The 25,488-nt window shown below is 60.4% G+C and carries 26 protein-coding genes; 16 read left to right on the top strand and 10 right to left on the bottom strand.

The features are described 5' to 3' along the window. Positions 1-8 precede the first annotated feature (8 nt). From HB676_RS12510 to HB676_RS12495, 4 genes are all read right to left on the bottom strand, one after another. Positions 9-467: a MaoC family dehydratase gene (locus HB676_RS12510; protein ID WP_213738100.1), complete on the bottom strand. Its 459-nt coding sequence runs from the start codon at positions 465-467 to the stop codon at positions 9-11. A 23-nt stretch (positions 468-490) separates the two neighbouring features. Further along, positions 491-1,141 carry a 3-oxoacid CoA-transferase subunit B gene (locus HB676_RS12505; protein WP_213738099.1) on the bottom strand — a complete coding sequence of 217 codons (651 nt, stop codon included), beginning with the start codon at positions 1,139-1,141 and terminating at the stop codon, positions 491-493. Between the two features lie 4 nt (positions 1,142-1,145). Beyond that, the gene (locus tag HB676_RS12500) at positions 1,146-1,793 is read right to left on the bottom strand and encodes a CoA transferase subunit A (protein WP_213738098.1); all 648 of its coding nucleotides are present in this window, start codon (positions 1,791-1,793) and stop codon (positions 1,146-1,148) included. A 243-nt stretch (positions 1,794-2,036) separates the two neighbouring features. Continuing rightward, positions 2,037-2,708: a helix-turn-helix domain-containing protein gene (locus tag HB676_RS12495; RefSeq protein ID WP_213738097.1), complete on the bottom strand. Its 672-nt coding sequence runs from the start codon at positions 2,706-2,708 to the stop codon at positions 2,037-2,039. A gap of 535 nt (positions 2,709-3,243) precedes the next feature. Here HB676_RS12495 and HB676_RS12490 point away from each other — a divergent pair. Continuing rightward, entirely contained in the window at positions 3,244-3,897 is a 654-nt protein-coding gene (locus HB676_RS12490) for a response regulator (RefSeq protein WP_346347325.1), read from the top strand. 217 nt (positions 3,898-4,114) lie between these two features. After that, positions 4,115-4,489, top strand: a complete 375-nt coding sequence (locus tag HB676_RS12485) for a response regulator (RefSeq protein ID WP_213738095.1) — start codon at positions 4,115-4,117, stop codon at positions 4,487-4,489. A 6-nt stretch (positions 4,490-4,495) separates the two neighbouring features. On the opposite strand, the gene HB676_RS12480 is transcribed toward HB676_RS12485, so the two are convergent. From HB676_RS12480 to HB676_RS12470, 3 genes are all read right to left on the bottom strand, one after another. After that, a complete protein-coding gene (locus tag HB676_RS12480; protein WP_213738094.1) occupies positions 4,496-5,116 on the bottom strand; it encodes an invasion associated locus B family protein in 621 nt (206 codons plus the stop codon). 12 nt (positions 5,117-5,128) lie between these two features. Beyond that, positions 5,129-6,007: a dienelactone hydrolase gene (locus HB676_RS12475; protein WP_213738093.1), complete on the bottom strand. Its 879-nt coding sequence runs from the start codon at positions 6,005-6,007 to the stop codon at positions 5,129-5,131. Between the two features lie 132 nt (positions 6,008-6,139). Then, positions 6,140-7,828: a transporter gene (locus HB676_RS12470; RefSeq protein WP_213738092.1), complete on the bottom strand. Its 1,689-nt coding sequence runs from the start codon at positions 7,826-7,828 to the stop codon at positions 6,140-6,142. Between the two features lie 161 nt (positions 7,829-7,989). Between HB676_RS12470 and HB676_RS12465 the strand changes: the two genes are divergently transcribed. From HB676_RS12465 to HB676_RS12440, 6 genes are all read left to right on the top strand, one after another. Further along, the gene (locus tag HB676_RS12465; RefSeq protein WP_213738091.1) at positions 7,990-8,676 is read left to right on the top strand and encodes a DUF1275 family protein; all 687 of its coding nucleotides are present in this window, start codon (positions 7,990-7,992) and stop codon (positions 8,674-8,676) included. Positions 8,677-8,779: 103 nt separating this feature from the next. Further along, entirely contained in the window at positions 8,780-11,530 is a 2,751-nt protein-coding gene (locus HB676_RS12460; RefSeq protein ID WP_213738090.1) for a decarboxylase, read from the top strand. Between the two features lie 27 nt (positions 11,531-11,557). After that, on the top strand, positions 11,558-13,249 hold the full coding sequence (gene aspT, locus HB676_RS12455) for an aspartate-alanine antiporter (RefSeq protein ID WP_213738089.1): 1,692 nt from the start codon (positions 11,558-11,560) through the stop codon (positions 13,247-13,249). Positions 13,250-13,346: 97 nt separating this feature from the next. Next, the gene (aspD, locus tag HB676_RS12450) at positions 13,347-14,963 is read left to right on the top strand and encodes an aspartate 4-decarboxylase (RefSeq protein WP_213738088.1); all 1,617 of its coding nucleotides are present in this window, start codon (positions 13,347-13,349) and stop codon (positions 14,961-14,963) included. 148 nt (positions 14,964-15,111) lie between these two features. Further along, entirely contained in the window at positions 15,112-15,534 is a 423-nt protein-coding gene (locus HB676_RS12445; RefSeq protein WP_213738087.1) for a hypothetical protein, read from the top strand. A gap of 66 nt (positions 15,535-15,600) precedes the next feature. Further along, positions 15,601-15,996 (top strand): hypothetical protein, encoded by a 396-nt coding sequence (locus HB676_RS12440; RefSeq protein WP_249780226.1) that lies wholly within the window; start codon positions 15,601-15,603, stop codon positions 15,994-15,996. A gap of 27 nt (positions 15,997-16,023) precedes the next feature. On the opposite strand, the gene ppk2 is transcribed toward HB676_RS12440, so the two are convergent. Together ppk2 and HB676_RS12430 are read right to left on the bottom strand one after the other, a co-directional pair. Beyond that, positions 16,024-16,827, bottom strand: coding sequence for a polyphosphate kinase 2 (gene ppk2, locus HB676_RS12435; protein WP_249780203.1), 804 nt, complete (start codon positions 16,825-16,827; stop codon positions 16,024-16,026). After that, positions 16,827-17,282, bottom strand: a complete 456-nt coding sequence (locus HB676_RS12430; RefSeq protein ID WP_213738256.1) for a hypothetical protein — start codon at positions 17,280-17,282, stop codon at positions 16,827-16,829. The genes ppk2 and HB676_RS12430 overlap by 1 nt, the downstream gene beginning before the upstream one ends. Positions 17,283-17,431: 149 nt before the next feature. Between HB676_RS12430 and HB676_RS12425 the strand changes: the two genes are divergently transcribed. The 7 genes from HB676_RS12425 to HB676_RS12395 all read left to right on the top strand — a co-directional run bounded on the left by HB676_RS12425 (position 17,432) and on the right by HB676_RS12395 (position 23,585). Continuing rightward, on the top strand, positions 17,432-17,905 hold the full coding sequence (locus tag HB676_RS12425; protein WP_213738085.1) for a hypothetical protein: 474 nt from the start codon (positions 17,432-17,434) through the stop codon (positions 17,903-17,905). After that, positions 17,898-19,127 carry an HlyD family secretion protein gene (locus HB676_RS12420; RefSeq protein WP_213738084.1) on the top strand — a complete coding sequence of 410 codons (1,230 nt, stop codon included), beginning with the start codon at positions 17,898-17,900 and terminating at the stop codon, positions 19,125-19,127. The genes HB676_RS12425 and HB676_RS12420 overlap by 8 nt, the downstream gene beginning before the upstream one ends. 25 nt (positions 19,128-19,152) lie before the next feature. Next, positions 19,153-19,566, top strand: a complete 414-nt coding sequence (locus HB676_RS12415; protein WP_213738083.1) for a hypothetical protein — start codon at positions 19,153-19,155, stop codon at positions 19,564-19,566. 128 nt (positions 19,567-19,694) lie between these two features. After that, positions 19,695-20,555: a DUF2092 domain-containing protein gene (locus tag HB676_RS12410; RefSeq protein WP_249780202.1), complete on the top strand. Its 861-nt coding sequence runs from the start codon at positions 19,695-19,697 to the stop codon at positions 20,553-20,555. Beyond that, positions 20,555-20,839 (top strand): hypothetical protein, encoded by a 285-nt coding sequence (locus HB676_RS12405; protein WP_213738254.1) that lies wholly within the window; start codon positions 20,555-20,557, stop codon positions 20,837-20,839. Before HB676_RS12410 ends, HB676_RS12405 begins: the two co-directional genes overlap by 1 nt. A gap of 218 nt (positions 20,840-21,057) precedes the next feature. Then, complete coding sequence (locus HB676_RS12400) at positions 21,058-22,653, top strand: DUF3300 domain-containing protein (RefSeq protein ID WP_213738082.1); 1,596 nt, start codon at positions 21,058-21,060, stop codon at positions 22,651-22,653. Beyond that, positions 22,650-23,585, top strand: coding sequence for a DUF2950 domain-containing protein (locus tag HB676_RS12395; RefSeq protein WP_213738081.1), 936 nt, complete (start codon positions 22,650-22,652; stop codon positions 23,583-23,585). The genes HB676_RS12400 and HB676_RS12395 overlap by 4 nt, the downstream gene beginning before the upstream one ends. Before the next feature lie 527 nt (positions 23,586-24,112). On the opposite strand, the gene HB676_RS12390 is transcribed toward HB676_RS12395, so the two are convergent. Beyond that, positions 24,113-24,943: an amidohydrolase family protein gene (locus HB676_RS12390; RefSeq protein ID WP_213738080.1), complete on the bottom strand. Its 831-nt coding sequence runs from the start codon at positions 24,941-24,943 to the stop codon at positions 24,113-24,115. 181 nt (positions 24,944-25,124) lie between these two features. Between HB676_RS12390 and HB676_RS33830 the strand changes: the two genes are divergently transcribed. Further along, entirely contained in the window at positions 25,125-25,463 is a 339-nt protein-coding gene (locus tag HB676_RS33830; RefSeq protein WP_249780201.1) for a hypothetical protein, read from the top strand. The last annotated feature ends 25 nt before the right edge of the window (positions 25,464-25,488 follow it).

The following is a 25,488-nucleotide window of genomic DNA, read 5'->3' as shown; positions in this document are numbered from 1 at the left end:
CGAATTGCTCAGCGCAAGTGCAGCGCGATCAGCTCTGCGACACAGACAGGGCGCTTGCCGCCTTCGATTTCAATCACAAGGTGGTAATTGACCCGCAGGCCCTCGGGCGGCACGTCTTCGACTTCGGCAATGGTGGTGCGGCCGCGCAATCGTGATCCCGCCGGCACCGGCGCAAGATAGCGGATGCGATCGGCACCATAGTTCAGCGTGGTCTTCAGCCCCTTGAGGCCCATGACCGAGCGCAAGAACATGGGCGCGAGGCTGAGCGAGAGCAGCCCGTGGGCGATTGTTTGGCCGCCGGGCAATTCCTGTTTCGCGCGGTCCTGATCGACGTGAATCCATTGTTCGTCGCAGGTCGCTTCGGCAAATTTGTTGATGCGATCCTGTGTGATCTCGATCCAGTCACTGGTACCCACTTCGGCGCCGACAGCCGATTTGATCTCGTCAAAGCCGTTGAATACCCGCATGGTTGCGACCCTCCGGACCGACGTCAAATCTTCATTTCGGGGACCTTGTCCGGAACCGCGAGTTCGGCTTCGGTCACCGCCATCACTTCCGCCACGCTGACGCCGGGCGCGGTTTCAATCAGCGTGATCTTGCCGCCGTCAAAACCCATCACCGCCATGTCGGTGACGACGAGATCGACCGGCCGCGCCGAGGTCAGAGGCAGTCCGCACTTCTGGACGATTTTCGACTTGCCCTTTGCGGCGTGCTGCATTGCGACGATGACGCGCTTGGCGCCGCTCGCGAGGTCCATCGCTCCGCCCATGCCTGGCACCATCTTGCCGGGGATCATCCAATTGGCGAGATGTCCACTGGCGTCGACCTGCAGTCCGCCGAGCACCGTGACGTCGACATGGCCGCCGCGGATCAGGGCGAACGACATCGCGCTGTCGAAGGTCGAGGCGCCCGGCAGCGCACTGATCGGCCGGCCGCCCGCATCGGTCAGCAGGGGATGCGCCATGCCCTGTTCCGGGATTGGCCCGGTGCCGATCAGGCCGTTCTCCGATTGAAAGAATACATTGAGTCCAGGCGGCACATAGTTCGCGACCAGAGTAGGAATCCCGATGCCGAGATTGACCAGGTTCCCCGCACGAAGCTCCTGGGCGACGCGTTTCGCGATAATGGTTTGGGGATCCATGGCTTCACCCATTGGTAACGAGATAATCGACGAGTGGGGCCGGGGTCACGACGTGGTCGGGGGAGATCACTCCGACAGGAACGATGTGCTCCGCGGTGACGATGACGGTGTCGGCCGCCATGGCCATGACCGGATTGAAGTTGCGCGCGGTGAGGGCGTAGGAGAGGTTGCCGAGATAATCGGCCAGGAAGGCGTGCACCAGCGCAAATTGGGAACGCAACGCGGTCTCCAGCAGGAAATGCTTGCCGTCGATCTCGATCTGCTGCTTTCCTTCTTCGACGATCGTGCCGGCTCCGGTCGGCGTCAGCACCCCGCCGAGGCCGCAACCGCCGCAGCGAATTCGTTCCACCAGCGTCCCCTGCGGCATCAGGGTGACTTCGATCGTCTTGGCCATCATCTGCTGCTGCACCTTGGGGTTCAGTCCGATGTGGCTTGCCATAATCGTCGATACGAGCTCCGCATCGAACAGCTTGCCGAGGCCCCTGCCAGGAACGGCGGCGTCGTTGGCGATGATGGAGAGATGGCTCTTCCTTTGACGTACCAGTTCGTCGAGCAGCCGCTCTGGCGTGCCGACGCCCATGAAACCGCCGACCATCACGGTCGCGCCATTGGGAATCATCGCGACGGCTTCCTCGGCGGAAACGGCTTTCATGGCGGGCTCCGGTGTGCTTGCACGTCGGCGGCAGGCTTGAGCTTGCGGCAGTGTTGAGCTTTCGGCAGTCTTGGGCCTGCCGCAGTCTTCGGCCTGCGGAAAGGTGAGCTTTGATTTGGGTCAAGGGGAGCGCCGATGGCGGCGATGAACAGCGTCCTGTTGTTCGGCTGGTCGCCCGCGCTGGTCTTCGAGGTCCGCGAAGAGATCTTCGGGGACGCACCGTTCAATTCGTCCGCGCTTGAGCTAGAGATCGAGCTCCGCGAGCTTGGGCCGGTCCAGCAGGACGATTTGCCGCTGGGTTTGGCCGAGGAATCCCAATATGCCCTTGTCATGCAGCACAGACAGCGCGCGGGATACCGTTTCCAGCGTGAGCCCGAGATAGTCGGCGATGTCGCGACGGCACATCGGCAGTGCCATGACGCCCGCGGCCGTCAGACGCCGGTCCATTTCCAGGAGAAACGCCGCCACGCGTTCGAGCGACGTTTTGCGTCCCAGCAGCAGCATGTGATCCTCGGCGTGCTGCAGGTTGATGGCCGTCATGTTGAGCAGGTCGTGAGCTACCGTCACATCCTGCTCCGCGACATGCGCCAGGCTGACGCGCTTCACCAGGCGCACTGTGGTGTTGACGATTGCTTCTGCGGTGAAGCGGTGGACGCCACCGTTCTCAAGCCCGAAAATATCACCCGGCAGGTGGAATGCGCCAATTTGCCGGCGTCCGTCGGAGAGGAGCTTGTAACTTCGCACCGCTCCGTCCGCGACTTGATAGACGTATTCGGCGGGTTCCGACTCGCCAAAAATCTCGGAGCCACGACGATATTTGAATTCGTTCAAGACGAGTTCGGATTGGGGCAGGTTGCCAAGCTCACCGAGAAATCTTGTCTTATGGACGCGGTTGCCATTGAGATTGACAAACATGGATCACATCCCCGTTTGAATCACTCTTTGCCGGATGCGTAACTGTCTTGACCTTAATCGTCCGAACTATAATGGCTCATCGTCCGGGACCATTCATACGGCGGCGCCTGCATCGCGGGCTATTGGCTAGAAGGGCATTGTCCCTTAGGACAATGCCCGCGCGGGACGGCTGGTATGGCGCCGTACTTCCCACGCCGTGGTCTTCTGTGTCGGGCCGACTGAGCGGGACGAGCACCGGCGATCTGGAAAGCCCTGCACGGCCGGAACCAATACTAGCATCCACAGCAATGGTTGCGGCGGATTTCGTCGAGCAAGATTTTCATAAAATGCTCGCAAAGTGGGTCAAATCGACTGATTTCAGACCTGTGCGGTACTGATCTGGCAACGGCGCTGGCGGGTGTCAGGAGGGGGTAGCGCCCTGCGACGGTCGGTGCGACAATGGGGCGGATTGCCCCCGTGCGTTATCGCGTCCACATTTTCGCCGATACACGCTCGTAATGATATTTGCGGCCAGCCAACAGGAGGCTTGAAGCAAGTGGGAGCAGCGACGGGCGGGCCGGGTATCGTTCATGTCGTCGATGACGATGCGTCGTTTCGGAGCGCGATCGAGCGCCGTCTGAAAATTGCCGGTTACGAGGTCGAGCCTTACCGATCGGCGCAGCAGTTGCTGGATCATATGCCTGACGAGCGCCAGGTCGGCTGCATTCTTCTCGATGTCAAAATCCCCGGATTGAACGGTCCTGATTTGCAGGAACGTTTGACCGAACTCGGCTCGACGCTGCCTATCATCTTTCTAACCGGCCATGCCGATGTGCCAACCACGGTGCGTACAATCAAGGCCGGCGCAGAGGATTTTCTGACCAAGCCGATTTCTTCGGAAGAACTTCTCCGCGCGATCGGCAAGGCGATCACGCGTCACGAATCTTCGCGCAGACTGAAGGATAAACTGGATGGCTTCCGTGAATTGCTGGCGACCCTGACACCACGAGAGTATCAGGTCTTCGATCTGGTCGTGCAGGGCAAGATCAACAAGCAGATTGGACACCAGTTGGGGGCGACGGAGCGTACCATCAAGGCGCACCGCCACCGGGTCATGGAAAAGATGAAGGTGCAGACTCTGGCCGAACTGGTCTCGATTGCCGAGCGGCTCGGCATGGTGGCGGACGCGAGCGATAGCCGTTCGAGCTAGATCGGCTCCATTCGAAGGGAGCGGCAATATCCCCTTGGGATAAGGCCCGTTGTCCTTTAGGACAATTGGAATTCAGCCTGTTTTGGCCTACTTAAGTGTAAGAGCTATTCCAGGCGATGGGCCACCTCGAAAATTTTGGAACCTCTGGCGGCCTTGCGGCCTTTATGCGCGGCGGCCAGTTCCGGTGACTTCGATCGGCAGCGCAGGACCAGCAACCTTGTCGAAACAGAAAACGGTGTTCGTGGTTGATGACGATCCTGGCATACTCAGGAGCGTCAAGCGGCTGTTGAGCGCCAACGGCTATGACAGTGTGCTGTTCCCGTCGGCCGAGGCCTTTCAAAAACATGACAATTTCGAGCAGGCAATTTGCGTCGTTCTTGATATCAATCTTGGCGACGACTCCGGGATCAGGGTGTGTGATCGCCTGAAGGTGGCCGGCATGTCGCTTCCCGTGATTTTCATCACGGGCAACGATAACCCCAAGACGCGCACGGCGGCGATGGCAGCCGGATGCCTCGCCTATCTCACCAAGCCCTTCGTTGCGAACTCGCTGATCGAGCCGATCGCGCGGGTTTCCGCCGGCCGCGTCTAGGACACGTCATTCGTCGAGGTCTTGCTGAAATGTCCGGGCTGGCGCGGCCTTGCGAACAGTCGCAAACTGATTGAGCGGCAGCGAGGTGCTGAGGGTCTGCACGCTGGAATCGACGATTTCAAGCGTGAGCTTCTCTCCACTCTCCATGTCCTGGACCAGTTGCGGGTCGGCGACACTGCCGGCGATGCAGGTATTCGTCATGCACCAGACATAGGGGAGCTGGTATGGCTTGCCCCGATCCACCGTCAGCTTTACGCCGGCGGGCAAATAGAGGCCGACGGGCAGAAAGAGTTGCAGCCGCGCCTTGGCTTCGCCTTCGCGCTCGATCAGATCGGCGCGCACTGCTGATTGTCCGGTATCCCACGTGCCGGCGATCGAGGTGCGGCACACTGTATTATTGCTCCCAGGCGTGTCGAAGCAGAATTTCTGCCAGTCGCCATACTTGATCTCGCGCACGGCCTTGCGTTCGCCATGCGGCGCGATTGCCGATTTGCCGTCCGCAGCCGCGCCGGGTTCAACGCGTTGCTGTGCAAGGACGGAGGTTGCGACGTGCGGTGACAGCAGCAACGACAGCGCCGCCAGCGCGGCGATCCGGGACGGGACCAGGGGGGCGCAACGATCACTCATTATCTGTCTCCACTAGCGGTGCTTGTCGAGGAACTGACTGACCAAGGGTGACCATTGCGCAATGCTGTCGGGGGAATCGATGAAGATATGTCCCTCATTGCCGAACGGCGGCATCAGGTGATATTCGGCACGGCCGCCCGCGCCGGTGTAGGCGGCAAACATCCGCTTCGACAGATCCGGCCCGAAATAGCTGTCGTTCTCGATGTAGATCCAGAGCATTGGAACGCGAGCGGTGCGTCCGAATTCGGCGGTTGCCTGAACAAGCTTGTCAGGCGCGCAATTGTTGTTCGGCTTGCCGCCGACCCGGCCGCCGCGCCCCGCCGCAAAAGTGATGATCGCCTTTACCGAGGGAAGGTTCTGGCTCGATAGCGCAATCGCAGCCCAGCCGCCTGCCGACTGGCCGATGACGATTGCGCTATCGGGAACGGCGAGCTTTTGATCGGTCAGATAATCGATGATCCACTTGTCGACCGCGGCCGCCGCCATCCCGGCGTCCCTGAAATTCGGGTTCTCGCACTTGCCGATTTTCGAATAGAACACGGAAAACAGACCCTGTTCGGGAATATTGAGCGCGGCTGCGCCATACCCGCCGCTCGGCGCCACCACCATGTAACCTCGCTGCGCAAACCACATTGCTGCGTCCCGAAACTCGACCAGCGGGAAGAAGCGGCGATCGGTCGGGTTGAGGGCTACGCCGTGATTCATCACGGCCAGCGGGAACGGTCCGGTGCCGACCGGACGAACCACATAGGCAACGGTTGGAAGCGTAAGAGGCAATGCCCAGACCTCTTCCTGGATACGAAGCAGTGTTTGGTTGTCGGCGCTTCGACAGACTTCGGGCGCAGCAACCGTGATGATCAATGCCAGAGAAAAGCAGAGGGATCGAAACATGACGGCCGCCGCTACCTTAAGTCCGCGGAGCGCGGACGGATCGAGCGGGAAGCTTTCGCGCGGAGAGGGCGGGTCCGTTGATCCAGATCAAGCCGCCGGCGGTCGAAAATCCGGGCAACGCCGTGGAACCAATCATCGTACCAGAGTCAATGTGACGATCACGGGTCCCAGCATGGTCAACAGCACATTGCCGACGGCATAGGGTACGGCGACGCCCAGCACGGGGGTCTGGCTTTCGGCGACTTCGCAAGCTCCGGTCACCGCGGCGTCAACGGTCATGGCGCCGGCCAATGCGCCGCAGACGATGACCGGATTCAACTTCAGCACATGATAGGCGAAGATCGTTGCGACGATGAGCGGAGCGAGCGTGACGACCACGCCCATGCCGAGCAGCAGCAGGCCGTGGGCCTGGATGGCTGCGAGCGCGGCCGGCCCGTTCACAAGGCCGATCGCGGCAATGAAGCCGCCGAGTCCGAGATCGCTGAGGGTTTGTTGCGCCGCCGGCGGAAAGGATCCGGCCATTGGCTGACGCGTGCGGAGCCAACCGCAAACCAGTCCCGCGATCAGCGCGCCGCCGGCGCCGCCGAGCGTGATCGCAAAGGATCCAGCCTTGAAGCTGATCAGACCGGCCAGCAGGCCCACCGCGATGCCGGCCGTCAGAAAGGCGATATCGCTGCGTTCGCTGTAGCGCAACACCTGTCCGATCCTGGTAGCGGCCCGTTCGACGTCACCGACAGAGCCCACCAGCGTCATGATGTCGCCGAGATAGACCCGCGTTTCCGGCGTCAGTGGAACCTCCTGTCCCCGCCGCTTCAGGTCGCGCAGAAACACACCACGGGCGTCATCCCCGACACGCTCGGCGATTTCCCGGATGCTGCGCCCATGCAGGCCCTTGGTGTCGACCATCACGTCGAGCACTTCGCCCGTCACATCGTGCAGGATTTGGCCGCCGTCGATTTCGGGCCCGATATGCGCGCCGGCGGAAATAATCGCGGCGCTCGGTCCGGCGAGCGCGATCTCGTCGCCCCGTGCGAGCGTGACCTGACGATCCGGCTCAATCAAACTGCCGCTCCTGACGATGCGCTCGATCACGACGCGGCTGCCAATCCGATCCTCGATCGTACCGACGGTCGTGCCGGCAGCTTCTTCCACGCGATACGCCCGGGCATTGAATTTTCGGTAAGTGAGGCTGCCGGTCCTGGGAGCGTCGGTGCCCGAGAGCGAAGCCTCGAGCTTTTTTGCTTCGCTCTTGAGGTCGATGCCCATCAACCGGGGCGCCACAAACGGGACGAAGAGCAGGGTCAGGATGTAACCGAGGATGTAGGTCACGGCATAGCCGGCCGCGACATTGGCTTGCTGCTGGCGCAGCGCATCATCGCTCAGGTCAAGCTGCGCCAACGCGCCCGATGCGGTGCCGATCAGGGAGGATTGGGTCAGCCCGCCGGCGGCGAGTCCGGCTGCGGTGCCGGCATCGAGGTGAAACAGAAAGGCAAAACAGAGTACGATCGCAAGTCCCGTCACGCTGACGACGGCTGCGACGCCCGCCTGCGCGAGCGTTCTGAGGCTCAACGAGGCAAAGAACTCAGGCCCGGACCGGTAGCCGATCGTAAACACGAACAGGCTGAAAAAGATCGACCGGAACAACGGCGGAATGACGAAGGTCCCGAGTTGCCCGAGCACGACCGCGACGATCAGGATGCAAGCCGTCACTCCCAGCGCAAATCCCTTGAACCTGATGCGGCCGATCACGGTCCCGATCGCAACCGACATAAGAAGGAATATTTCCGGCGCGGTGGCGATGATCCATCGTAACGTGCCCATCGCGAAGGTCCCCTGCCACTACCGTTCCCACGCAGGTCTGAGCGCGTCAAAATCCGGCAACGTTGATTCAGATCAAGGCCGCTCGACCGCCGGCGGGATGGCGTGTCGCAGACAACTCTTCCAGTCGCTATCCCAGTCGCTATCATCGAACGGACATCGACGTGTCTGCGCAGCCAGCCGACGAAGCTTCTTTTCCCCGCGAAGAGGCGTTGCTGATCGCGTGCCTGCTGGCGCTGACGGGCGGCTATCTCGAGGCCTATACCTGGATCGTTCACCGCGTCTTCGCCAATGCACAGACCGCCAATCTGGTGTTTCTCTGGGTGTACGTGACGAGCGGGGATTGGAAGGAGGCCGATCGCTTTATCTTCCCGCTCCTGGCCTTTATGGCCGGCGTGATCCTGGCTTGCTGGCTGCGTTGGTTCGCACCACAGCAGGCAGCGCGGACCAGCATCCTGATCGAGATCGTCTGCCTGTTCATTGTCGCCATTCTGCACAACCGGCTTCCCGAGGTCGCGGGTACACTCGGCATCTCCCTTGTCGCAGCGTTCCAGACGGTGAGTTTTCCGCGGGTCGAGGGATTGGCCTATAATTCAGTGATGGCCACCAGCAATTTGCGTCAGACCATCGAAGGTCTGTTCGCGGCTTTGGCTTATGTGGGCAACCGCGAGGCAAAGCCCTTTCACCGGCCCTATGTATTCGGCGCGATGTGCGCCGCTTTTGGCGCCGGCGCCGCGATCGGTGCATTTGTGACGGAAGCGACGCGGGCCTACAGCCTCGTCATTCCCGTGCTGCTGCTGGTGATTGTTCTGCTGCGCTGCGAACAAGGCGGGTCCGATCTAAAGCACTAGTTGCGAAGTTCGTTGCCCCGCCGGGCTTGATTTGGATCAAGACTCCACCGTAGTCGCAGCCGTCTGTTCGTCGGCAGGGTTGTGGCACTTCGAGGAGAGGCCCATGGCGACGAACAAGGTTGAGGAACGCCGGATCGATCAGTTTTTCTCCGGTCCCGGCGCGCGCGCCGATGAATGGCGCGGGTTGGTCGAGGCAGCGAAGGGATGGACAAGCGGATCAGGCGACCGCGCCAAATTCGAACAGCGGCTCTCGCAACTTGCAATCACGGAAGAATATCATGCTTATCCCGGCCCGCGCGTGATGGCGGTGCTCAAGGAGCGCGCCTCGGCCGGCGACGCCGCTGCCGTCCTGGCGCTGGTAATGCGTATCACGCAATCGCTGCAGACACGTTCATTCCGCCAGCATGCCGGCGATTGGGACGTGCATGAGGATGCCGAAATTGAAATGCCCGATTTGCTGCCGCCGGGGTTTGGCGACACCGCCCCGCGCCGACCTTATTTCGAGACCTTGATCGTTACCGGGCTTCCCGCCACGAGCTGGCCTAATCTTGGTGCGGAATGGCGAAAGCTGCGCCGTCCGTCCGATGCTTTTGTCTATGAGCCGGTCTTTGTGGGCAATTTTGAAGACGCGTTCTGCGGCGCCATGCTCAATCCGGACCTGGCTGCTGTCATCATCAATGAAGGATTTACGCAGCGATCGCGTCATGATGCGCCGATCCTGCGTTCGCTGACCGCGTCGATGGATCGGAAGGACACAGGCGACTCGGCGCTCGCGCTGGCGAAGACGCTGAAACGGATACGCCCGGAACTCGACATCTACCTTGTCTCGAACCAGAATGTGGAGGAGCTGGCCGGTAACTCCGAGGCCGACGTCGTCCGCCGCATTTTCTACTCCGTGGAAGAGCTTCTCGAATTGCATCTGGCAATTCTCGAGGGTGTGCAGGATCGTTACGAGACTCCGTTCTTCGACAATCTCAAGAAATATGCCCAACGGCCGATCGGCACCTTCCACGCGCTGCCGATCGCGCGCGGCAAATCCGTGTTCAGGTCCGATTGGATTCGCGACATGGGCGAGTTCTACGGCCCGAATCTTTTCCTCGCGGAAAGCAGCGCCACGACGGGCGGTCTCGACAGTCTTCTCGAGCCTACCGGCAATATCAAGAAGGCGCAGGACAAGGCTGCGCGCGCGTTCGGCGGCGACCGGGTCTTCTTCGTCACCAACGGGACCTCTACCTCGAACAAGATGGCGGTGCAGGCGCTGCTTGCGCCGGGCGACATCGCAATTGTCGACCGCAACTGCCATAAGTCGCACCACTATGGCATGGTGTTGTCAGGCGCGCAGCCGCTCTACGTCGAGGCATTCCCGATGACGGAATATTCGATGTACGGTGCGGTCCCCCTCAAAACCATCAAGCAAGCGCTTTTGAACCTCAGGTCCGAGGGCCGGCTTGACCGCGTCAAGATGCTTGATCTGACCAATTGCACCTTCGACGGCCATGTCTACAACACGCGCCGGGTCATGGAGGAATGCTTCGCGATCAAGCCGGACTTGATCTTCCTGTGGGATGAAGCCTGGTTCGCCTTCGCGCGCTTTTCGCCGTTCCTGCGTCCGCGCACGGGAATGGGCGCCGCCAACGACATCGAGGCGTGGATGCACGATCCCAAATCGATCGAGATCTATGAAAAGCATCGTGCTTCGCTCGGCGACAATCCGTCCGACGAGACCTTGCTGAATACAAGACTGCTGCCCGATCCGCGTCAAATTCGACTCCGCGTCTACCAGACCAACTCCACCCACAAATCGATGTCGGCGATCCGGCAGGGTTCGATGTTGATCGTCAAGGACGTCGACTTCCACACCGTGGAGGCGCAATTCAAGGAGGCGGTCTTCACCCATGCCTCGACCAGTCCGAACCAGCAGCTCATCGCCAGTCTCGATGTCGCGCGCCGGCAGATGGAACTGGAAGGATACGGACTTGTTGCTAACGCGATCGAAATCGCCTTTGCGATCCGCAGGGCCGTGGCGGCCAACCCGCTAATTTCGAAATATTTCAGCGTGCTCGGCGCCGACAAGATGGTGCCGGCGGAATATCGCGCGAGCGGTTTCACCGATTTCCTGGCGTCCGGCGTCGACTGGGGACAGATCCTGAAGAGCCTGAAGGAAGATGAATTCTTCCTCGATCCGACTCGTCTCACGCTGGTGTGCGGCAGGGCCGGTTTCGATGGCACCCAGTTCAAGGGCCTTCTTGCCAACCGCTACGGAATCCAGGTCAACAAAACTTCGCGCAATTCCGTGCTGATCCAGTCCAACATCAACAACACCCGCAGCGACGTGGCTCAACTGATCCGGGTGCTCGCCGAGATATCCAGCGAGATAGAGCGAGATCTTGCCCAAGGCGGCCCAAACGCCATCAAGATATTCGATGCGCGGGTGAAGAGCCTGATGACCGATGTCCCGGACCTGCCGAACTTCTCGCACTTCCACGATGGTTTCCGCGGCGATGCCGGCGACAAGACCAATGAAGGCGATATTCGCAGCGGGTTCTTCGCCGCCTACGACGCTGCGGGTTGCGAATATCTCCGCCTGAACGATCCCGAAATCGATCGCCGGCTCAAGAACGGTCCGGATCTCGTCTCGGCGAACTTCGTCATTCCCTATCCGCCCGGCTTCCCGATCATGGTGCCCGGACAGGTTATCACCCAAGGGGCGATCGACTTCATGCGCAAGCTCGATGTGAAGGAGATCCACGGTTACAACAATGTGCAGGGCTTGAAGCTCGTGCGTCCAGAGGCGTTGACAAAGCTCCGCGACAACCGTTCGCGGACACATGGGATCAAGGCCGCTGCCGAATAGCGCGCCGCCACTGGGGAGGATGACATCGTGATCGATTGGTTCGTGCAGACGCTTCGCAGCTACCCGGAGATCGCCATCTTCCTGTCCCTGGCCCTCGGGTACTACTTCGGCTCGTTTACCTACAAGGGCCTTGGTCTTGGAGCGGTGACCGCAACACTGATTGCGGCGGTCATCATCGGACAGCTTGATATCAAGATAGGCGGTCCGCTCAAGCCGACCTTTTTCCTGATGTTCCTGTTCGCCATCGGTTACGGCGTCGGACCACAATTCGTGCGCGGCATCGCGCAGGACGGGATTCCGCAGGCACTGTTTGCCGTCGTCGTGTGTTTTTTCTGTCTCGCGGCGGCTTATCTGGGCGCGAAATTGGCGGGTTATAGCGTCGGCTCCGCTGCGGGGCTCTATGCCGGATCGCAGACGATCTCCGCGTCAATGGGCCTGGCGACCGATGCGATCAACCGCCTTGGTCTGCCGCCCGAGGAAGCCAAGAAAACATTGGATGCAATGCCGGTGGCCTACGCGGTCACGTATATTTTCGGAACCATCGGATCCGCCATTGTTCTGGCGCTGATTGGTCCGGCGCTCCTTGGCATCGACCTTGAGGCGGCGTGCAAGCGGTATGAGGAAAAGCATGGCGGCAAGAAGGAAGCCGGCGGTCCTGGCACGGCCTGGCACCAGTTCGATTTGCGGGCATTTCGCGTAAAGGAACGTGGGCCGGTTGTCGGCAAGACGACACGAGAGGCCGAGGCGCTGATTCCCGACCAGCGCGTGTTTGTCCAGAGCATTCGGCGGGACGGGAAGATTTTGGATGCTGCGGGAGACACCGTGATCCGCGCCGGAGACATCTTGGCGGTGGCTGGCCGGCGCGATGTCCTGGTGAATTTGATTGGCTCGACTGCGGATGAGGTCGACGATCGCGAACTGCTGGCGGTGCCGATCGAAGGCGTCGATGTCTATGTGACCGACAAGGAGGTCGATGGAAAGACGCTGGCTCAATTGTCAAATCAGCCGGGAGCGCGGGGCGTGTTCCTGCGCAGGATCGTTCGTGGCGCAACCGCGACCAACATCCCGATTTTGGCGGACACGCAGTTGCAGCGGGGCGATATCGTTACCCTGGTCGGGCGCACCCAAGACGTGGCGGTCGGGACCAGGATGTTGGGTTATCCGGACCGCGCCACCGACGTCGCGGACGTCGCATTCATCGGCGGAGCGATCACGATTGGAGCGCTGCTCGGTGCGCTAGTCTACAAGGTCGGTAGCGTGCCGCTTACGCTCTCGACCTCGGGCGGCGTATTGATCGCTGGTCTGTTCTTCGGATGGCTGCGTTCGGTGCGTCCGACCTTCGGTCGGATTCCGTCGTCCACTGTCTGGTTCATGAACTCGGTCGGCCTGAATGTGTTCATCGCCGTGGTCGGCCTTTCGTCCGGACCAGGCTTTGTAGCTGGGCTGCAACAGCTCGGATTCAGCCTGTTTCTCTGGGGCGTCGCCGTCACAACGGTGCCGCTGATACTGGCGATGTATGTGGGAAAATATCTGTTTCGGTTCGACGATGCGATCGTGCTGGGTGCGTGCTCCGGTGCGCGCACCACAACAGCCTCGCTCGGCATGATCAATGATCGCGCCAAGAGCCAAATTCCTGGCCTCGGCTATACGGTGACCTATGCGGTCGGCAACACGCTTTTGACCGTCTGGGGAATGGTGCTGGTCATCCTGCTTACCTAGCGGCGAGAATTCCCGGTAAGCATTCGCCCCAAAGCCATGCTGATCGGTTCCCCTTCATGACGACCCCTCGACGGATTCGCGCAAAAAGGAGAAAATCATGGCCGACCTTAACACGCTAAAGAAGTTTGAGGCTCTCAGTCCCTTCGAGATCAAGGACGAGCTGATCAATCTGGCGAAAGCTACGTCAAGGACGACCCAGTCGGCCTTCCTCAACGCCGGCCGAGGAAATCCCAATTGGATTGCTACCACGCCACGCGAGGGGTTTTTCCTGCTTGGACAGTTCGCGGTGACGGAAAGCAAGCGTGTGATGGAGCATCCCGCCGGGATCGGTGGAATGCCGCAGGCCGGTGGTATTGCGGGCCGCCTCGAGATCTGGCTCGCCAAACATTCCGATATGCCGGGCGCCGGCTTCCTTTCCGCGATGACCAGGTTCGCCGTCAAGAAATTCGGATTTGACGCGGACGCTTTCGTTCACGAGCTTGTCGACTCGATCATCGGCGACAATTACCCAGTTCCGGATCGCATGCTGGTCCACAATGAGCGGATTGTGCACGAGTATCTGCAGTGGGCGATGTGCGGCGAGCCGCGTCCGGCCGGTAAGTTCGATCTTTACGCGGTTGAGGGTGGAACGGCCGCGATGTGCTACATCTTCAAATCGCTGAAGGCCAACCGGTTATTGCATCCCGGCGACACCATTGCGCTGGGCACGCCAATCTTCACGCCCTATCTCGAGATGACCCATCTTGAGGATTACGACCTCAAGGTCGTGCATATCAAAGCCCCCCAGGAGAACCGCTTTCAGTACACCGATCAGGAAATCAAAAAGCTGGAGGATCCGAAAATCAAGGCCTTCTTCGTCGTCAATCCCGGCAATCCCACCGGGATGGCAATGGACAAGGAGACCATCGGCAAGATCACAAAGCTGGTGAAAACCAAACGTCCCGATCTGATGCTGCTGACGGACGACGTCTACGGAACTTTCGTCGACGATTTCCGTTCGCTGCTCGGCGAGTTGCCGCATAACACGATCGGCGTCTATTCGTACTCGAAGTACTTCGGCTGCACCGGCTGGCGGCTCGGCGTCATCGCGACGCACGAGGACAACATTTTTGACAAGATGATCGCCAAGCTCCCGGCAGCCGACCTCAAAGCACTCGACAAGCGCTATGGCGCACTGACGCTGGAGCCGCGCAAGATCAAATTCATCGATCGCATCGTCGCCGACAGCCGCGACGTGGCGCTCAACCACACGGCCGGACTATCGCTGCCGCAACAGGTGATGATGAGCCTGTTCTCGCTCAGCGAGATGATGGACAAAGATAAACACTACCAGAAGGCCTGCAAGGAGATCGTCAATCGACGCATCTGGACATTGATTGACAGCATCGGCCTGCAGCTCCAGCCCAATCCGAATTTCGACGCTTACTACGCCTTGATCGATTTTGAGTTCTGGGCGCGGAAGAATATCGGCGACGAAGCGGTCGAATATCTGAAGAAGCATATCCATCCGCTCGATCTCGCCTTCCGCCTCGCCGAGGCATACGGAATTGTTCTTCTGAATGGTGGCGGTTTCGAAGCGCCGAACTGGTCGCTTCGCGTGTCGCTGGCGAACCTGCCCGACGAAGCCTACGAGCAGATCGGGCGGGGGGTGCGGCTGATCGCCCGCGGCTACCGGGATATGCACGAGGCATCACGTCTCGTTCCCGCGAAGTGAGCGAGGATGGTCACGAAGCGAATTCCGCAATGCGCGGCGGGATTACGGCGTATCCCGCATCCGTTGAGCGTTTTCGGTTATTTCCGCCATGACCCTTGCACAGCAGGAGTGTAACGTGAGGAGACATCGATCTAACTGGATAGTCCTGGTGGCACTCGCTGGTGCGGTCGGCGTGGCCACGCCGTCGCACGCCATCACCGGAACGGTTCGTGTTACGGTGGCCAAGGCGGGATTTATCGTTGGAGCTGGCGGAGGCAACGGGGTTCTGACCTTTCGCCACCGCAACTATCCTTTCACGGTGCAAGGCTTGAGCCTCGGCCTCACGGCCGGCGCGTCGATCAACAAACTGGTCGGACGGGCCAGTTACATCAATGAGCTTTCCGACTTTTCGGGACTCTATACGGCGGTCGGCGCGGGCGGCGCGTTGGCCGGCGGCGTCGGCGGCGTGCAATTGAGGAATGCAAAGGGCGTCGTCATCACATTGCAGAGCGTCAAGGCAGGTCTCGAACTGTCCGCCAACATCACCCAGGTGGTGATCCTACTGGATCCATCGCGTTCGACACCAGACTGACCTGACAACATTGGAGAAGATCTTATGAAAAATTTTCGTATTCAATTATGCGGAGTCGTCCTGACCATGCTGCTCGCATGTGGCTTTGCACCGTCGTTGAAGGCGGAAACCGGCACGGTCCGCGTCGTCTTTACCAAGGGCGGCTTCATCGTCGGTGTAGGCGGCGGTCACGGCGTTTTATACTTCCGAGGTCACCGCTATCCGTTCCGGGTTTCCGGGATGAGTGTCGGCTTCACGATCGGTGCATCGACCACCCAGTTGTCCGGGCACGCCCTGAACCTGCGCAATCCGGGCGATATCCAGGGAAGCTATGGTGTGATCGGCGCTGGTGGAGCGCTGGCGGCCGGTGCCGGTGGTGTGCAGTTGCAAAACGAGAGGGGTGTAATTCTGCAGCTTGCTGGTGGCAAGGTCGGCGTCGAGTTATCGGCGGCGGTAGGCGGAGTGTCGATTGTGCTGGAGTGAGCACGATCCGATCCCGCGCGACCAGGCTCAATATTGCTCGGCGACGAAAGTCATTCTGCGCAGGTTGGCCTGGTCGTTATAGCGGTTTTTGTCGGATCGCTTCGGCAGCCGGACCTTGTCGCGAGAAATCTTCCGGTGCGCAATTGTCTTTAACACATGCGCGATGCAGTTCAGCCGGGCTCGCCGCTTGTCATCGGAGCGGATGACGATCCACGGCGCGTGTTTTGAATTGGTAGCCTTCAGCATGAGATCGCGTGCGCGCGAATAATCATACCAGCGCCGGTAGGACTCGGTGTCCATCGGACTGAGCTTCCATTGCCTCAAGGGATCGTCGATCCGCGCCCTGAAGCGCCGCTCCTGTTCCTCCTTGCCGACCTCAAGCCAGAACTTGATCAGGATGATGCCGGCGTCGACGATATATTTCTCGATCTGCGGGCACAGCGACAGGAAGCGCCGGTGCTCGTCCGGCGAACAGAAGCCCATGACATATTCAACGCCGGCGCGGTTGTACCAGCTACGGTCGAAGATGGCGATTTCGCCTCCGGATGGAAAATGCTGCATATAGCGTTGCACGAACATCTGGGTTTTTTCACGGTCGGAAGGTGCAGGGAGGGCGACAACCCGGAACACGCGCGGGCTGACCTTTTCGGTGATCGCCTTGATGGTGCCGCCCTTGCCAGCGGCATCCCGGCCTTCGAACAGGATGATCACCCGCAGCTTCTTCTCCTTCACCCATTGCTGCAGATGACAGAGCTCGACCTGGAGCTTGCGGAGCTCCTTTTCATAGGCTTTGCGCTTCATCCGCGACGGAGCGTCATTCTCGCCTGACATCAATCGCCCCAGGCGATGATGATGCCGATGTCTCCAGGCATGCCGCCGGGGAAATCGATAATCTGATAAAGGATGCGATAGCCGCGGGGTTTCAAATAGTCCGACCAGAGTTGGAAAATTTCAAGGGGGATGCCGGTGAGCGTCTTTTCCCAGCCCGGCTCCATCACATTGATGGCGCGGCCACGATCGGTGCAGAGCGTGTGGGGGAAGCGATACACCTGCACCTCGCTGAGGCCGTGGCGCACGGCGCGCTGGATGACGGTCGAAGCAAGCTTGACCTTCTCGTCTTCGGACAGGCCGGACGGCTTGCTGAGCCTGTCGATCAAAGCGCGTTTTTCCGCTTCGACGACGGCCAGTTTCCTGGCGTAATCCTCGGCCTTTTCTGCTTCCTTGAGGGCGGCTTGCTTCTGGATCTCTTTCGCCGTGGGCAACAGATCGTCGATATTCTGGGGCATGGCAAATCCTTCCTTTTCAGCCATCCACCGGCTCTGGTTTCCAATGCTAGGGCCGGGCCCGAACCGCTCCCATTGATCCAGATCAAGCTTCGACCGGTCGAGCCCGGCACTCTCGGCATCGCCGCACTGCAGTCGCCGGGACGACGCTCATGACCGATCAGCTTCATCCGTTGACGCCTCATCACCTGCCGTTCTACGTCGTCAAGCCCGGCGAGACGGATGTGCTGATGATCGCGATGGGCATCTTCCTGATCGCGGCAATCCTGGGTATTGGCAACGTCTATTTGCGGTTGCACTCGCTGCCGGAGCGAATGGCGCACAAGTCGCAGAAGCTGCAATTCGAGATCGTCGCCGTGCTGGGCCTGATCTCGCTCTTTACCCATATGCACATCTTCTGGATTGCCGGTCTGCTGCTGGCCTTGATCGATCTGCCCGACTTCAGCACGCCGCTGGCCCGTATCGCCGGATCGGTCGAGAAAATTGCGGATTCCGAAGACGTTGTCGTCGGCGCGACTGCGGATGAAGCGACAGCCGTTCAAGCCACGCCGGCATCCCACCGCGCTGCGCCCGTCCCTGCCAGGCATGTGAGCGCTCCCGCGAAGGAGGCCGGCAGCCATGTTTGAGTTGATGCTGTGTTCGCTGTTCACCCTGGTGCCTGATTATCTGTACCGCCGCTATCGCCAAGGTAAGCGTATCGGTCAGGAAATCACATTGTTCTCGATGTGGTATGAGCTTCGATGGGGCATAACCGGATGCGTGATGCTCACCATCGCGCTCATCACCATGATCTTCTACTTTCACCCCTCGACGACATCGGCGGTACTGTTTTTCAGGACGATGCCGATCCTGCCCGAGGGGTCGGGGCGCGTCGCGGAGGTCAAGGTGGGCTTCAGCGAGCCGATCAGGAAAGGCGACGTGCTCTTCACGCTCGATAGTTCGAAACAACAGGCGGCGTTCGAAACCGCAAAACGCAGGATCGCCGAGGTCGACGCCCAACTCGTTTCCGCGAAAGTCGACGTAATCAAGTCGGAGGCGCAGGTCCAGCAGGCCAACAGCGACTTGAAACAGGCCAAGGACGAACTCGATGTGAAGAGTGAGCTGCAGCGCCGCAATCCCGGTATCGTGCCACAACGAGATATCGAAAAGCTGCAAGTCCTCGTTGACGGCAGGCAGGCCGCCATCGATGCCGCAGCCGCCTCCAAACAGTCAGCGGAAGTCCAGCTTTCGGCGCTCCTTCCGGCAGCCAAAGCCAGCGCCGAAGCCGCACTCGACCAGGCGCAGGTCGATCTGGACAAGACGGTGATCCGCGCCGGTGTCGACGGACGGGTGGAACAGTTCTTCCTGCGCCCCGGTGACGTTGTGAACCCGCTGATGCGGCCCGCCGGCGTGCTGATTCCGGAAGGTGCCGGCCAACGCGGGCTGCAGGCAGGCTTCGGACAGATCGAGGCGCAAGTGTTGAAGCCGGGCATGGTCGCCGAAGCGGCATGCACGTCGCTGCCATGGACCATCGTCCCGATGGTCATTACCAGCGTGCAGGACTATATCGCGGCCGGCCAATTCCGCGGCGGCGAGGTACTCATCGATGCCGGCGCGGTCAAACCCGGGACGATTTTCGCGTTCCTCGAGCCCATCGAGAAGGACGGTCTTGCCGACGTGACAGCCGGCAGCAGCTGTATCGTCAATGCCTATACCAGCAATCACGAGGTGATCGCCGCAAAGGATACCGGTGCCTTGAAGGGGTTTGTGCTGCATGCGGTCGATGCCGTTGGGTTGGTCCACGCCATGCTGCTGCGAATTCAGGCGCTGTTGCTGCCGATCAAGACGCTGGTGTTGAGCGGTCACTGATGCCTTCGTTGCGGAGGAGTGTAATATGAGAGGCGTCCGAAAGGTTCTGGGGGCTATTGCGATGTTGGCCCTCCTGCTGCCCGAATATGCCGCGGCTGCAGAACTCTCCGGCGCCTGGGCTCCCGATGCTGATAAATGCGACAAGGTGTTCGTTCGACGCGGTCGCGCACAACAAATAGATTTCGCCGAATTTTCCAGCGTTCATGGCGGCGGTTTCATCATCCAGGCAGACCAGCTCCGGGGCAAGTTCGCCAAGTGCAGGATCAAGACGCGAAAGGAAGAGGGGCAGAGTCTCAACCTGATCGCAGCCTGCGCCACCGACATCATGCTCTCCAATGTCCAGTTCGTGCTGAAAGTCGTCGATGACGACAGCATCATGCGGGTGTTCCCGGGCATCGAGGGCATGGAGGTCAAATATCACCGCTGCCGCCTTGATTGATCTAAAGCAGGTGCTGATTGGTCTGCGGCCCGCGGAACCGCGAACTTGTGCTGGACCTGAAGTATCAGCCGAGCCTTCCATGAGCAGCCTGCCGGGGACCGTAGACTTTCGTGCTTCGACCTTGATTCATGTCAAGCCTCGATGGTGTGGCCCACCCAGAGTTGCCGCGTAACGCATGGAGGATCGACATGAGCAGTAGAAGTCTTCGCGTATGGGTGCGAGTTTTCTTAACGGCCTCCTCAATCGCCGTACTCGTGGCCGCGATCGGTCCAGTCGCGCGAGCTGACGATTCCGCGGCTTTGCTGAAGGCGATGGCGGATTACACCGCCGGGCAGAAATCCATCACGGCGAGTTTCGATAGCGACATCGAAGTGATCACGCCGGAATTGGAGAAGATCCAGTTGTCGAGTTCCGGTCAGTTTAAGATGACACGGCCCGATAAGCTCCGTGTCAAGCGTACGGGCGGCTATGCCGATGTCGAACTGGTCTATAACGGCAAAACCGTCTCGCTCTACGGCAACAACGCCAAGGCCTATGTGCAGGCGGACATGCCCGGCACGGTTGATCAACTCATCGATGGCATTCAGGCAAAGACGGGTGGCGCGCTGCCTGGCGCTGATCTGCTGCTGTCAAATTCCTTCGAGGTACTTACCTCCGATATCATCGAGGGCCATCATGTCGGCCAGGGGGTGGTCGACGGCATCGAGTGCGAGCACCTCGCGTTTCGTGGACACGACACCGACTGGCAGATCTGGATCCAGGCCGGCGCACAGCCGATCCCGCGCAAATATGTGATCACCAGCAAGACGCTTGCCGGTGCCCCCCAATACTCGCTGCGGATCAAGGACTGGAAGACGGACGCGATTGCGGATGCCGCGGCCTTCGACTTCAAGCCGCCGGAGGGCGCGATCAAGGCAAGTCTCGAGGATGATGTCATGCTCGAATTTGATGAAGTGCCCCCGGGCATAGCAGCTGGAGCCAGCAAATGATCATTTTGCCACGAAAGATTATCGTCCTTCTCGCCGCCGCCGCGACCTTTTCAGGAGGGCTGCTCTGGAACGGCACGGCCAGCATTGAAGGCGGGCTTGTCTCGGTTTCGGAGGCAAGAATCGGACGCCCGCTGACGCCCATGAGCTATGCCGGGGTTGCCCGCAGAACGACGCGCCGTGCGGTTGCCGTTGGTACGGCTGCCGCCGCGGCCGGCGCCTATGTGGCCAGACCGGGCTGCGTGCAGGTGACAAACGCCTATGGCCAGGTCATTACCAGGTGCTGACTGGGGGTGAGCTCCGGATCAGAACAGCCACGACAGATGAACGGGCGCCGCGGGTTGATTTCACTACTTGGTGACGTTCTGGCCTACCCGCCGGTGGCCAAAGCGTCGGCCGCGTAGAACATCAAACCGCCGCTCGCTACGTAAAATAGAGCTCGATGGATAGCCGGCAATTTTGTCGGTCGGTTTCGCGATGGCGCTGGCCTTGAGGGAGAATGCTCATGTTGCGTAGCGGAAGCGTGCTATTGGCATTGGTAATTGTGGTCGCGACGGCCGTGGGCGCGGTGGCGCAACAGCCCGCCGCAACATCGCCACCGGTGTCGTCACCGCCCGAGCAGACGCTGCTGAAGCCGGAGCAGCTGGAGGCTCTGGTTGCGCCGATCGCGCTTTATCCGGATGCGCTGCTCGCCAACATGCTCGCCGCGGCAACCTATCCGCTCGAGGTCGTGGAAGCCGATCGCTTTGTGAAGGAGAACAAGAATCTCAAGGGCGATACGCTCAAGGCCGCAGTCGACAAGAAATCCTGGGATGACAGTGTCAAGGCGCTGACCGCGACGCCCTCGGTGCTCGACATGATGAGCGACAAGCTCGACTGGACCAAGAGTCTCGGCGACGCGATGCTCGCGCAGCAGGCCGACCTGATGGACGCGATCCAGCGCCTGCGGGAGAAAGCGCGAAGCAACAACAAGCTTTCAACCACGAAGCAGCAGAAGGTCACGGTCAAGCAACAGGAGAACAAGCAGGTGATCGTGATCGAGCCGACCGATCCCGACACGATGTATGTTCCCTATTACGAACCCGCGATTGTCTACGGTGCGTGGCCCTATGCGGACTACCCGCCCTATTATTTCGGCTATCCGTCCTACATTGGCGCCGGGGTGGTCGCGGCCGGCGTCGCCTTTGGCGCCGCCTGGGCGATCGGCCGCTGGGGCAATTACTGGGGCGGCGGGTGCAACTGGGGCAACCGCAATGTCTATGTCAACCATCGCACCACCAACGTCTGGAACCACAATCCCGCGCACCGGCAGGGCGTCCGATACAACAATGCAAACGTCCAACAGCGCTTCGGCAACAACAACATGCGCGCCGGAGCGGCCGACCGGATGGATTTCCGCGGCAAGGGCGGGCAGCAAGTACTCAACCCGGGAAAGGACCGTCCGGGTGGTGGCGATCGCGCGGGCAACATTGGCGATCGTGCAGGAGATCGTGGTGGCGATCGCGCCGGCAACCGCGGCGATCGCGCAGGTGCCAATCGTCCCAGCACGGCCGATCGCAAGGGTAATGCCGCCAATCGCGCGAAGCAGGGCGCCGGAGGCAATCGCGCCGCGGCGAACCGGGCGCGAGGCGGCGGAGGAGGGGCCCTCAATGTGTCGTCGGGCCGCGCAGCCGCTGCCGCATCCGCGCGTGGCCGGGCGAGCTTTGCCAGCGCTGGCGGCGGCGGATTCCGTGGCGGTGGCGGGGGTGGTTTCCGCGGGGGTGGCGGCGGTGGCGGCTTCCGAGGCGGTGGAGGTGGCGGCTTCCGTGGCGGTGGCGGTGGTGGCCGGCGCTCCGACCTCGCGCTGAAGCACGACCTTGTCCTGCTTGGCCATCTCGATAACGGCCTCGGCTACTATCGCTTCAGCTATCTCGGCAGTCACAAGGCCTATGTCGGCGTGATCGCGCAGGAGGTGCAGACGATCAGGCCGGACGCCGTGACGCGCGGCAGCGACCGCTATCTCCGGGTCCATTACGAAAAGCTCGGATTGAAGTTTCGCACCTACAGCGACTGGCTTGCTGGCGGCGCAAGGATTCCAATGCCGCCGGAGGTGTCGCCATGATCGTGTTTCAGCCAACCCGATTTTATCGTGCATCGGGGGCGATCGTCGCCGCCATGATGACATTGGCGCTGCCGATTTCCATGGCCCGCGCCCAGCAAACCTATCCCTCGCCGGAAGATGCCGCGGCGGCACTGGCTGCCGCGGTCAAGACCGGCACGACGAAAGCCATTCTGACGGTACTCGGCAGCCGCGCCGGAGACATCGTCGAATCCGGCGATGATGTCGCTGATGCCGGCACGCGCCAACGTTTTCTCGCGGCGTATGACGCGAAGCATTCTATCAGGGCCGAAGGAAACAAGAAGGCCACGCTTATTCTTGGCGCTGACGATTTTCCCTTCCCGATTCCCCTGATGAACAGCAAGAGCGGCTGGGAGTTCGACGCGGCCGCGGGGCGTATCGAGATTCTGTATCGCCGTATCGGGCGCAATGAACTGGACGCGGTTCAAACCTGTCTGGCTTTCGTGGATGCCCAGAACGAATATGCCGAAAAGGATCGCACCGGCGATGGCGCGGGGGTCTACGCGCAACGCGTTGTGAGTAGCCCGGGCAAGAAGGATGGGTTGTTCTGGCGCGACGATCGCGACCCGAGCCCGCTCGGCGAATTGGCAGCGCAGGCAGCGGCCGAAGGCTACAGGGCAGGAGAGCAAGCCGCGCCCTATCATGGATACTATTTTCGAATTTTGAAGGGGCAGGGACCCGACGCGCCGGGTGGCGCCCTCTATTACGTCGTCAAGGGGAAGATGATCGGCGGCTTCGCCCTGATTGCATATCCGGCCGAATACGGAAACTCCGGCGTCATGACTTTCATGGTCAATCACGCCGGCACCGTCTACGAGAAGGATCTCGGAAAACGGACCGAAATCATCGCAGAGCGTACCAACTTGTTCGATCCGGATCAGACCTGGAAGAAGGTGGGCGTGCTGACGCCTTAAACGTGAAAAGCTGACTCGCGCCAACGATTGGTCATTTGCATCAACCAACGCAGAAGGAGATATAAATGATAAATCTCGGACTGATTGGCGCGGTCGTCGTCATGTCTATTGCGCTCGCGGGACCCGCGATGGCCCGGCACGCAGTCGCGCACCCGGCAAAGCATGGCAAAAGTACTTATTGCGCGACTATTGAACCGGGAAATCCCTATTCCCCGGCGTATGATTATCTGGCGTGGACCAACTGGCGAAGAAACGGCAGTTGGGACAGCCGTGGCGACAACGCTTGCGCGCGTAATCCCAGGTTTAACGGACGCTTCTAAAATTTCGTTGTTGGCGCTTTGAGGAGGTCGTCCGAGTGGCGGCCTCTTTTGTTTTTTACTCGCGCAACATCCTCCTGACGCGGATGAAGCTCAATGGTAAAGCGCCAGCCCTCGTAGGATGGGTTGAGCGTAGCGAAACCCATCACGTCGTCGCATGATTCCGAAACACGGTGATGGGTTTCGCAAGTGCTCAACCCATCCTGCGCGTTAAACCTTCACCTTATAGAGTGCGACCGGATTGTCCCAGAACGCCCGTTTCGACAATTCCGGCCCCAGTACCCGCTCGATCAGGTCGATGTCGGAGGCAAGAAAAGGCCGTTGTGCGCGCGTCGAAGGCAGATCGGTGCCAAACATCAGCGCGCCCGGATTGATCTTCGCAATACTTTCGAGTGTTTTTGGGACGTCCAATTTGGTGCGGCCAAAGCCGGTCGCCTTCACTTTGCAGCCGGCCGCCACCAGATCGAGCAACACCGGCACTCCCTCCTCGGTCATGCCGAGATGGTCGATGGAAATCTGCGGTAGCTTGGAAAGACGGCCTACATGCGGCTTGAGTACCGCCGCATCGGCGTAGATCTCGCAGTGCCACCCGGCAACGGCGTGACAGCGCGACGCCAGCGCCACGATGTCGTCGATGCCGTCATTGAGACCACGCAGGACGTTGAAGCGAGCCGCACGCACGCCGATACCGGCAAGCTTCGCGATCTCCTTGTCCGGATAATCGCCTGGGATTTGCGTGACGCCGGCCCAGCCGGGGCCGAGCTTGCCCAGCGCATCGATCAGATAGGTTTGGTCATTGGCCTGGAAAGAGCCGGAAACAATAGCGCCCGCCACCACGCCGAGCGGTTTGACCCGCGCCAGATAGTCCTCCAGCGGGAAGTCCGGCGGCGTGTAGCCTTGATTTGGCACGATGGGAAAGCGCGGATCGATAATGTGGCAGTGGCTGTCAAACAGACGTCGCGGCTGCTGCGCGCTGCCGCGGCGTACCCCAAGCGCGACCGCTGCGCCTCCAACAAAAGTGATGAACTCGCGTCGTTTCAAATCCGCCCCCGAAGCTCCATAAGAATTCGACCTAGCCGTAGAATGGGTTAAGCCAAATGGCAATCATGGCGCGGCTTTGCAAGCACAGTGTTCGCCTGCCATCCAGCCCGGAATTCGACACGGTTCGTTGATTAAACCCTGTCTCGACTCCTGACTGCGTCAATTTCGAGAGAGAGCGACTATGCGGCCTCATCAACTAGCTATCTGTTTCGCAGCGTTCGGATTTTTTCTTTCTGCTGAAACGTCTGCGAGCGCACAAGGGACGGATCAGCAGCGTCAGGCCTGCACGCCGGATGTGTTTCGGCTCTGCGGGGCCTACATGCCGGACGCGGACCGCATCACCGCGTGCCTGAGAGGTAACGGGCCACGGTTGAGCCAACCCTGCTATAACGTGTTTTTCCCGCCTCAGCCGCAACCTCAATACACTTCACCTCAGTACGCGTCGCCTCAGGACCGCGACCCGCGCCGTCGATACCCGCGTCCCGCACCGGGCCCGTATTATGAGGACGATGACAATTAGCCCGTAGTCGCAGAATGGGTTGAGC

Origin of the sequence: Bradyrhizobium sp. dw_411, assembly GCF_018449695.1 — a bacterium.
GTDB lineage: Bacteria > Pseudomonadota > Alphaproteobacteria > Rhizobiales > Xanthobacteraceae > Bradyrhizobium.
Note: the sequence above shows the minus strand (reverse complement) of the source record. Positions and strands in the feature narration are given on the sequence as shown.

Bases quoted from the DNA above. Each gene is read 5' to 3' on its own strand.
- HB676_RS12400 (WP_213738082.1), top strand. From the start codon at position 21,058: ATGTTGCGTAGCGGAAGCGTGCTATTGGCATTGGTAATTGTGGTCGCG.
- HB676_RS12460 (WP_213738090.1), top strand. From the start codon at position 8,780: ATGGCGACGAACAAGGTTGAGGAACGCCGGATCGATCAGTTTTTCTCC.
- HB676_RS33830 (WP_249780201.1), top strand. From the start codon at position 25,125: ATGCGGCCTCATCAACTAGCTATCTGTTTCGCAGCGTTCGGATTTTTT.
- ppk2 (WP_249780203.1), bottom strand. From the start codon at position 16,827: ATGTCAGGCGAGAATGACGCTCCGTCGCGGATGAAGCGCAAAGCCTAT.
- HB676_RS12495 (WP_213738097.1), bottom strand. From the start codon at position 2,708: ATGTTTGTCAATCTCAATGGCAACCGCGTCCATAAGACAAGATTTCTC.
- HB676_RS12420 (WP_213738084.1), top strand. From the start codon at position 17,898: ATGTTTGAGTTGATGCTGTGTTCGCTGTTCACCCTGGTGCCTGATTAT.
- HB676_RS12500 (WP_213738098.1), bottom strand. From the start codon at position 1,793: ATGAAAGCCGTTTCCGCCGAGGAAGCCGTCGCGATGATTCCCAATGGC.
- HB676_RS12480 (WP_213738094.1), bottom strand. From the start codon at position 5,116: ATGAGTGATCGTTGCGCCCCCCTGGTCCCGTCCCGGATCGCCGCGCTG.
- HB676_RS12395 (WP_213738081.1), top strand. From the start codon at position 22,650: ATGATCGTGTTTCAGCCAACCCGATTTTATCGTGCATCGGGGGCGATC.
- HB676_RS12430 (WP_213738256.1), bottom strand. From the start codon at position 17,282: ATGCCCCAGAATATCGACGATCTGTTGCCCACGGCGAAAGAGATCCAG.
- HB676_RS12510 (WP_213738100.1), bottom strand. From the start codon at position 467: ATGCGGGTATTCAACGGCTTTGACGAGATCAAATCGGCTGTCGGCGCC.
- HB676_RS12410 (WP_249780202.1), top strand. From the start codon at position 19,695: ATGTCAAGCCTCGATGGTGTGGCCCACCCAGAGTTGCCGCGTAACGCA.
- HB676_RS12440 (WP_249780226.1), top strand. From the start codon at position 15,601: ATGCTGCTCGCATGTGGCTTTGCACCGTCGTTGAAGGCGGAAACCGGC.
- HB676_RS12415 (WP_213738083.1), top strand. From the start codon at position 19,153: ATGAGAGGCGTCCGAAAGGTTCTGGGGGCTATTGCGATGTTGGCCCTC.
- aspD (WP_213738088.1), top strand. From the start codon at position 13,347: ATGGCCGACCTTAACACGCTAAAGAAGTTTGAGGCTCTCAGTCCCTTC.
- HB676_RS12470 (WP_213738092.1), bottom strand. From the start codon at position 7,828: ATGGGCACGTTACGATGGATCATCGCCACCGCGCCGGAAATATTCCTT.
- HB676_RS12505 (WP_213738099.1), bottom strand. From the start codon at position 1,141: ATGGATCCCCAAACCATTATCGCGAAACGCGTCGCCCAGGAGCTTCGT.
- HB676_RS12475 (WP_213738093.1), bottom strand. From the start codon at position 6,007: ATGTTTCGATCCCTCTGCTTTTCTCTGGCATTGATCATCACGGTTGCT.
- HB676_RS12425 (WP_213738085.1), top strand. From the start codon at position 17,432: ATGACCGATCAGCTTCATCCGTTGACGCCTCATCACCTGCCGTTCTAC.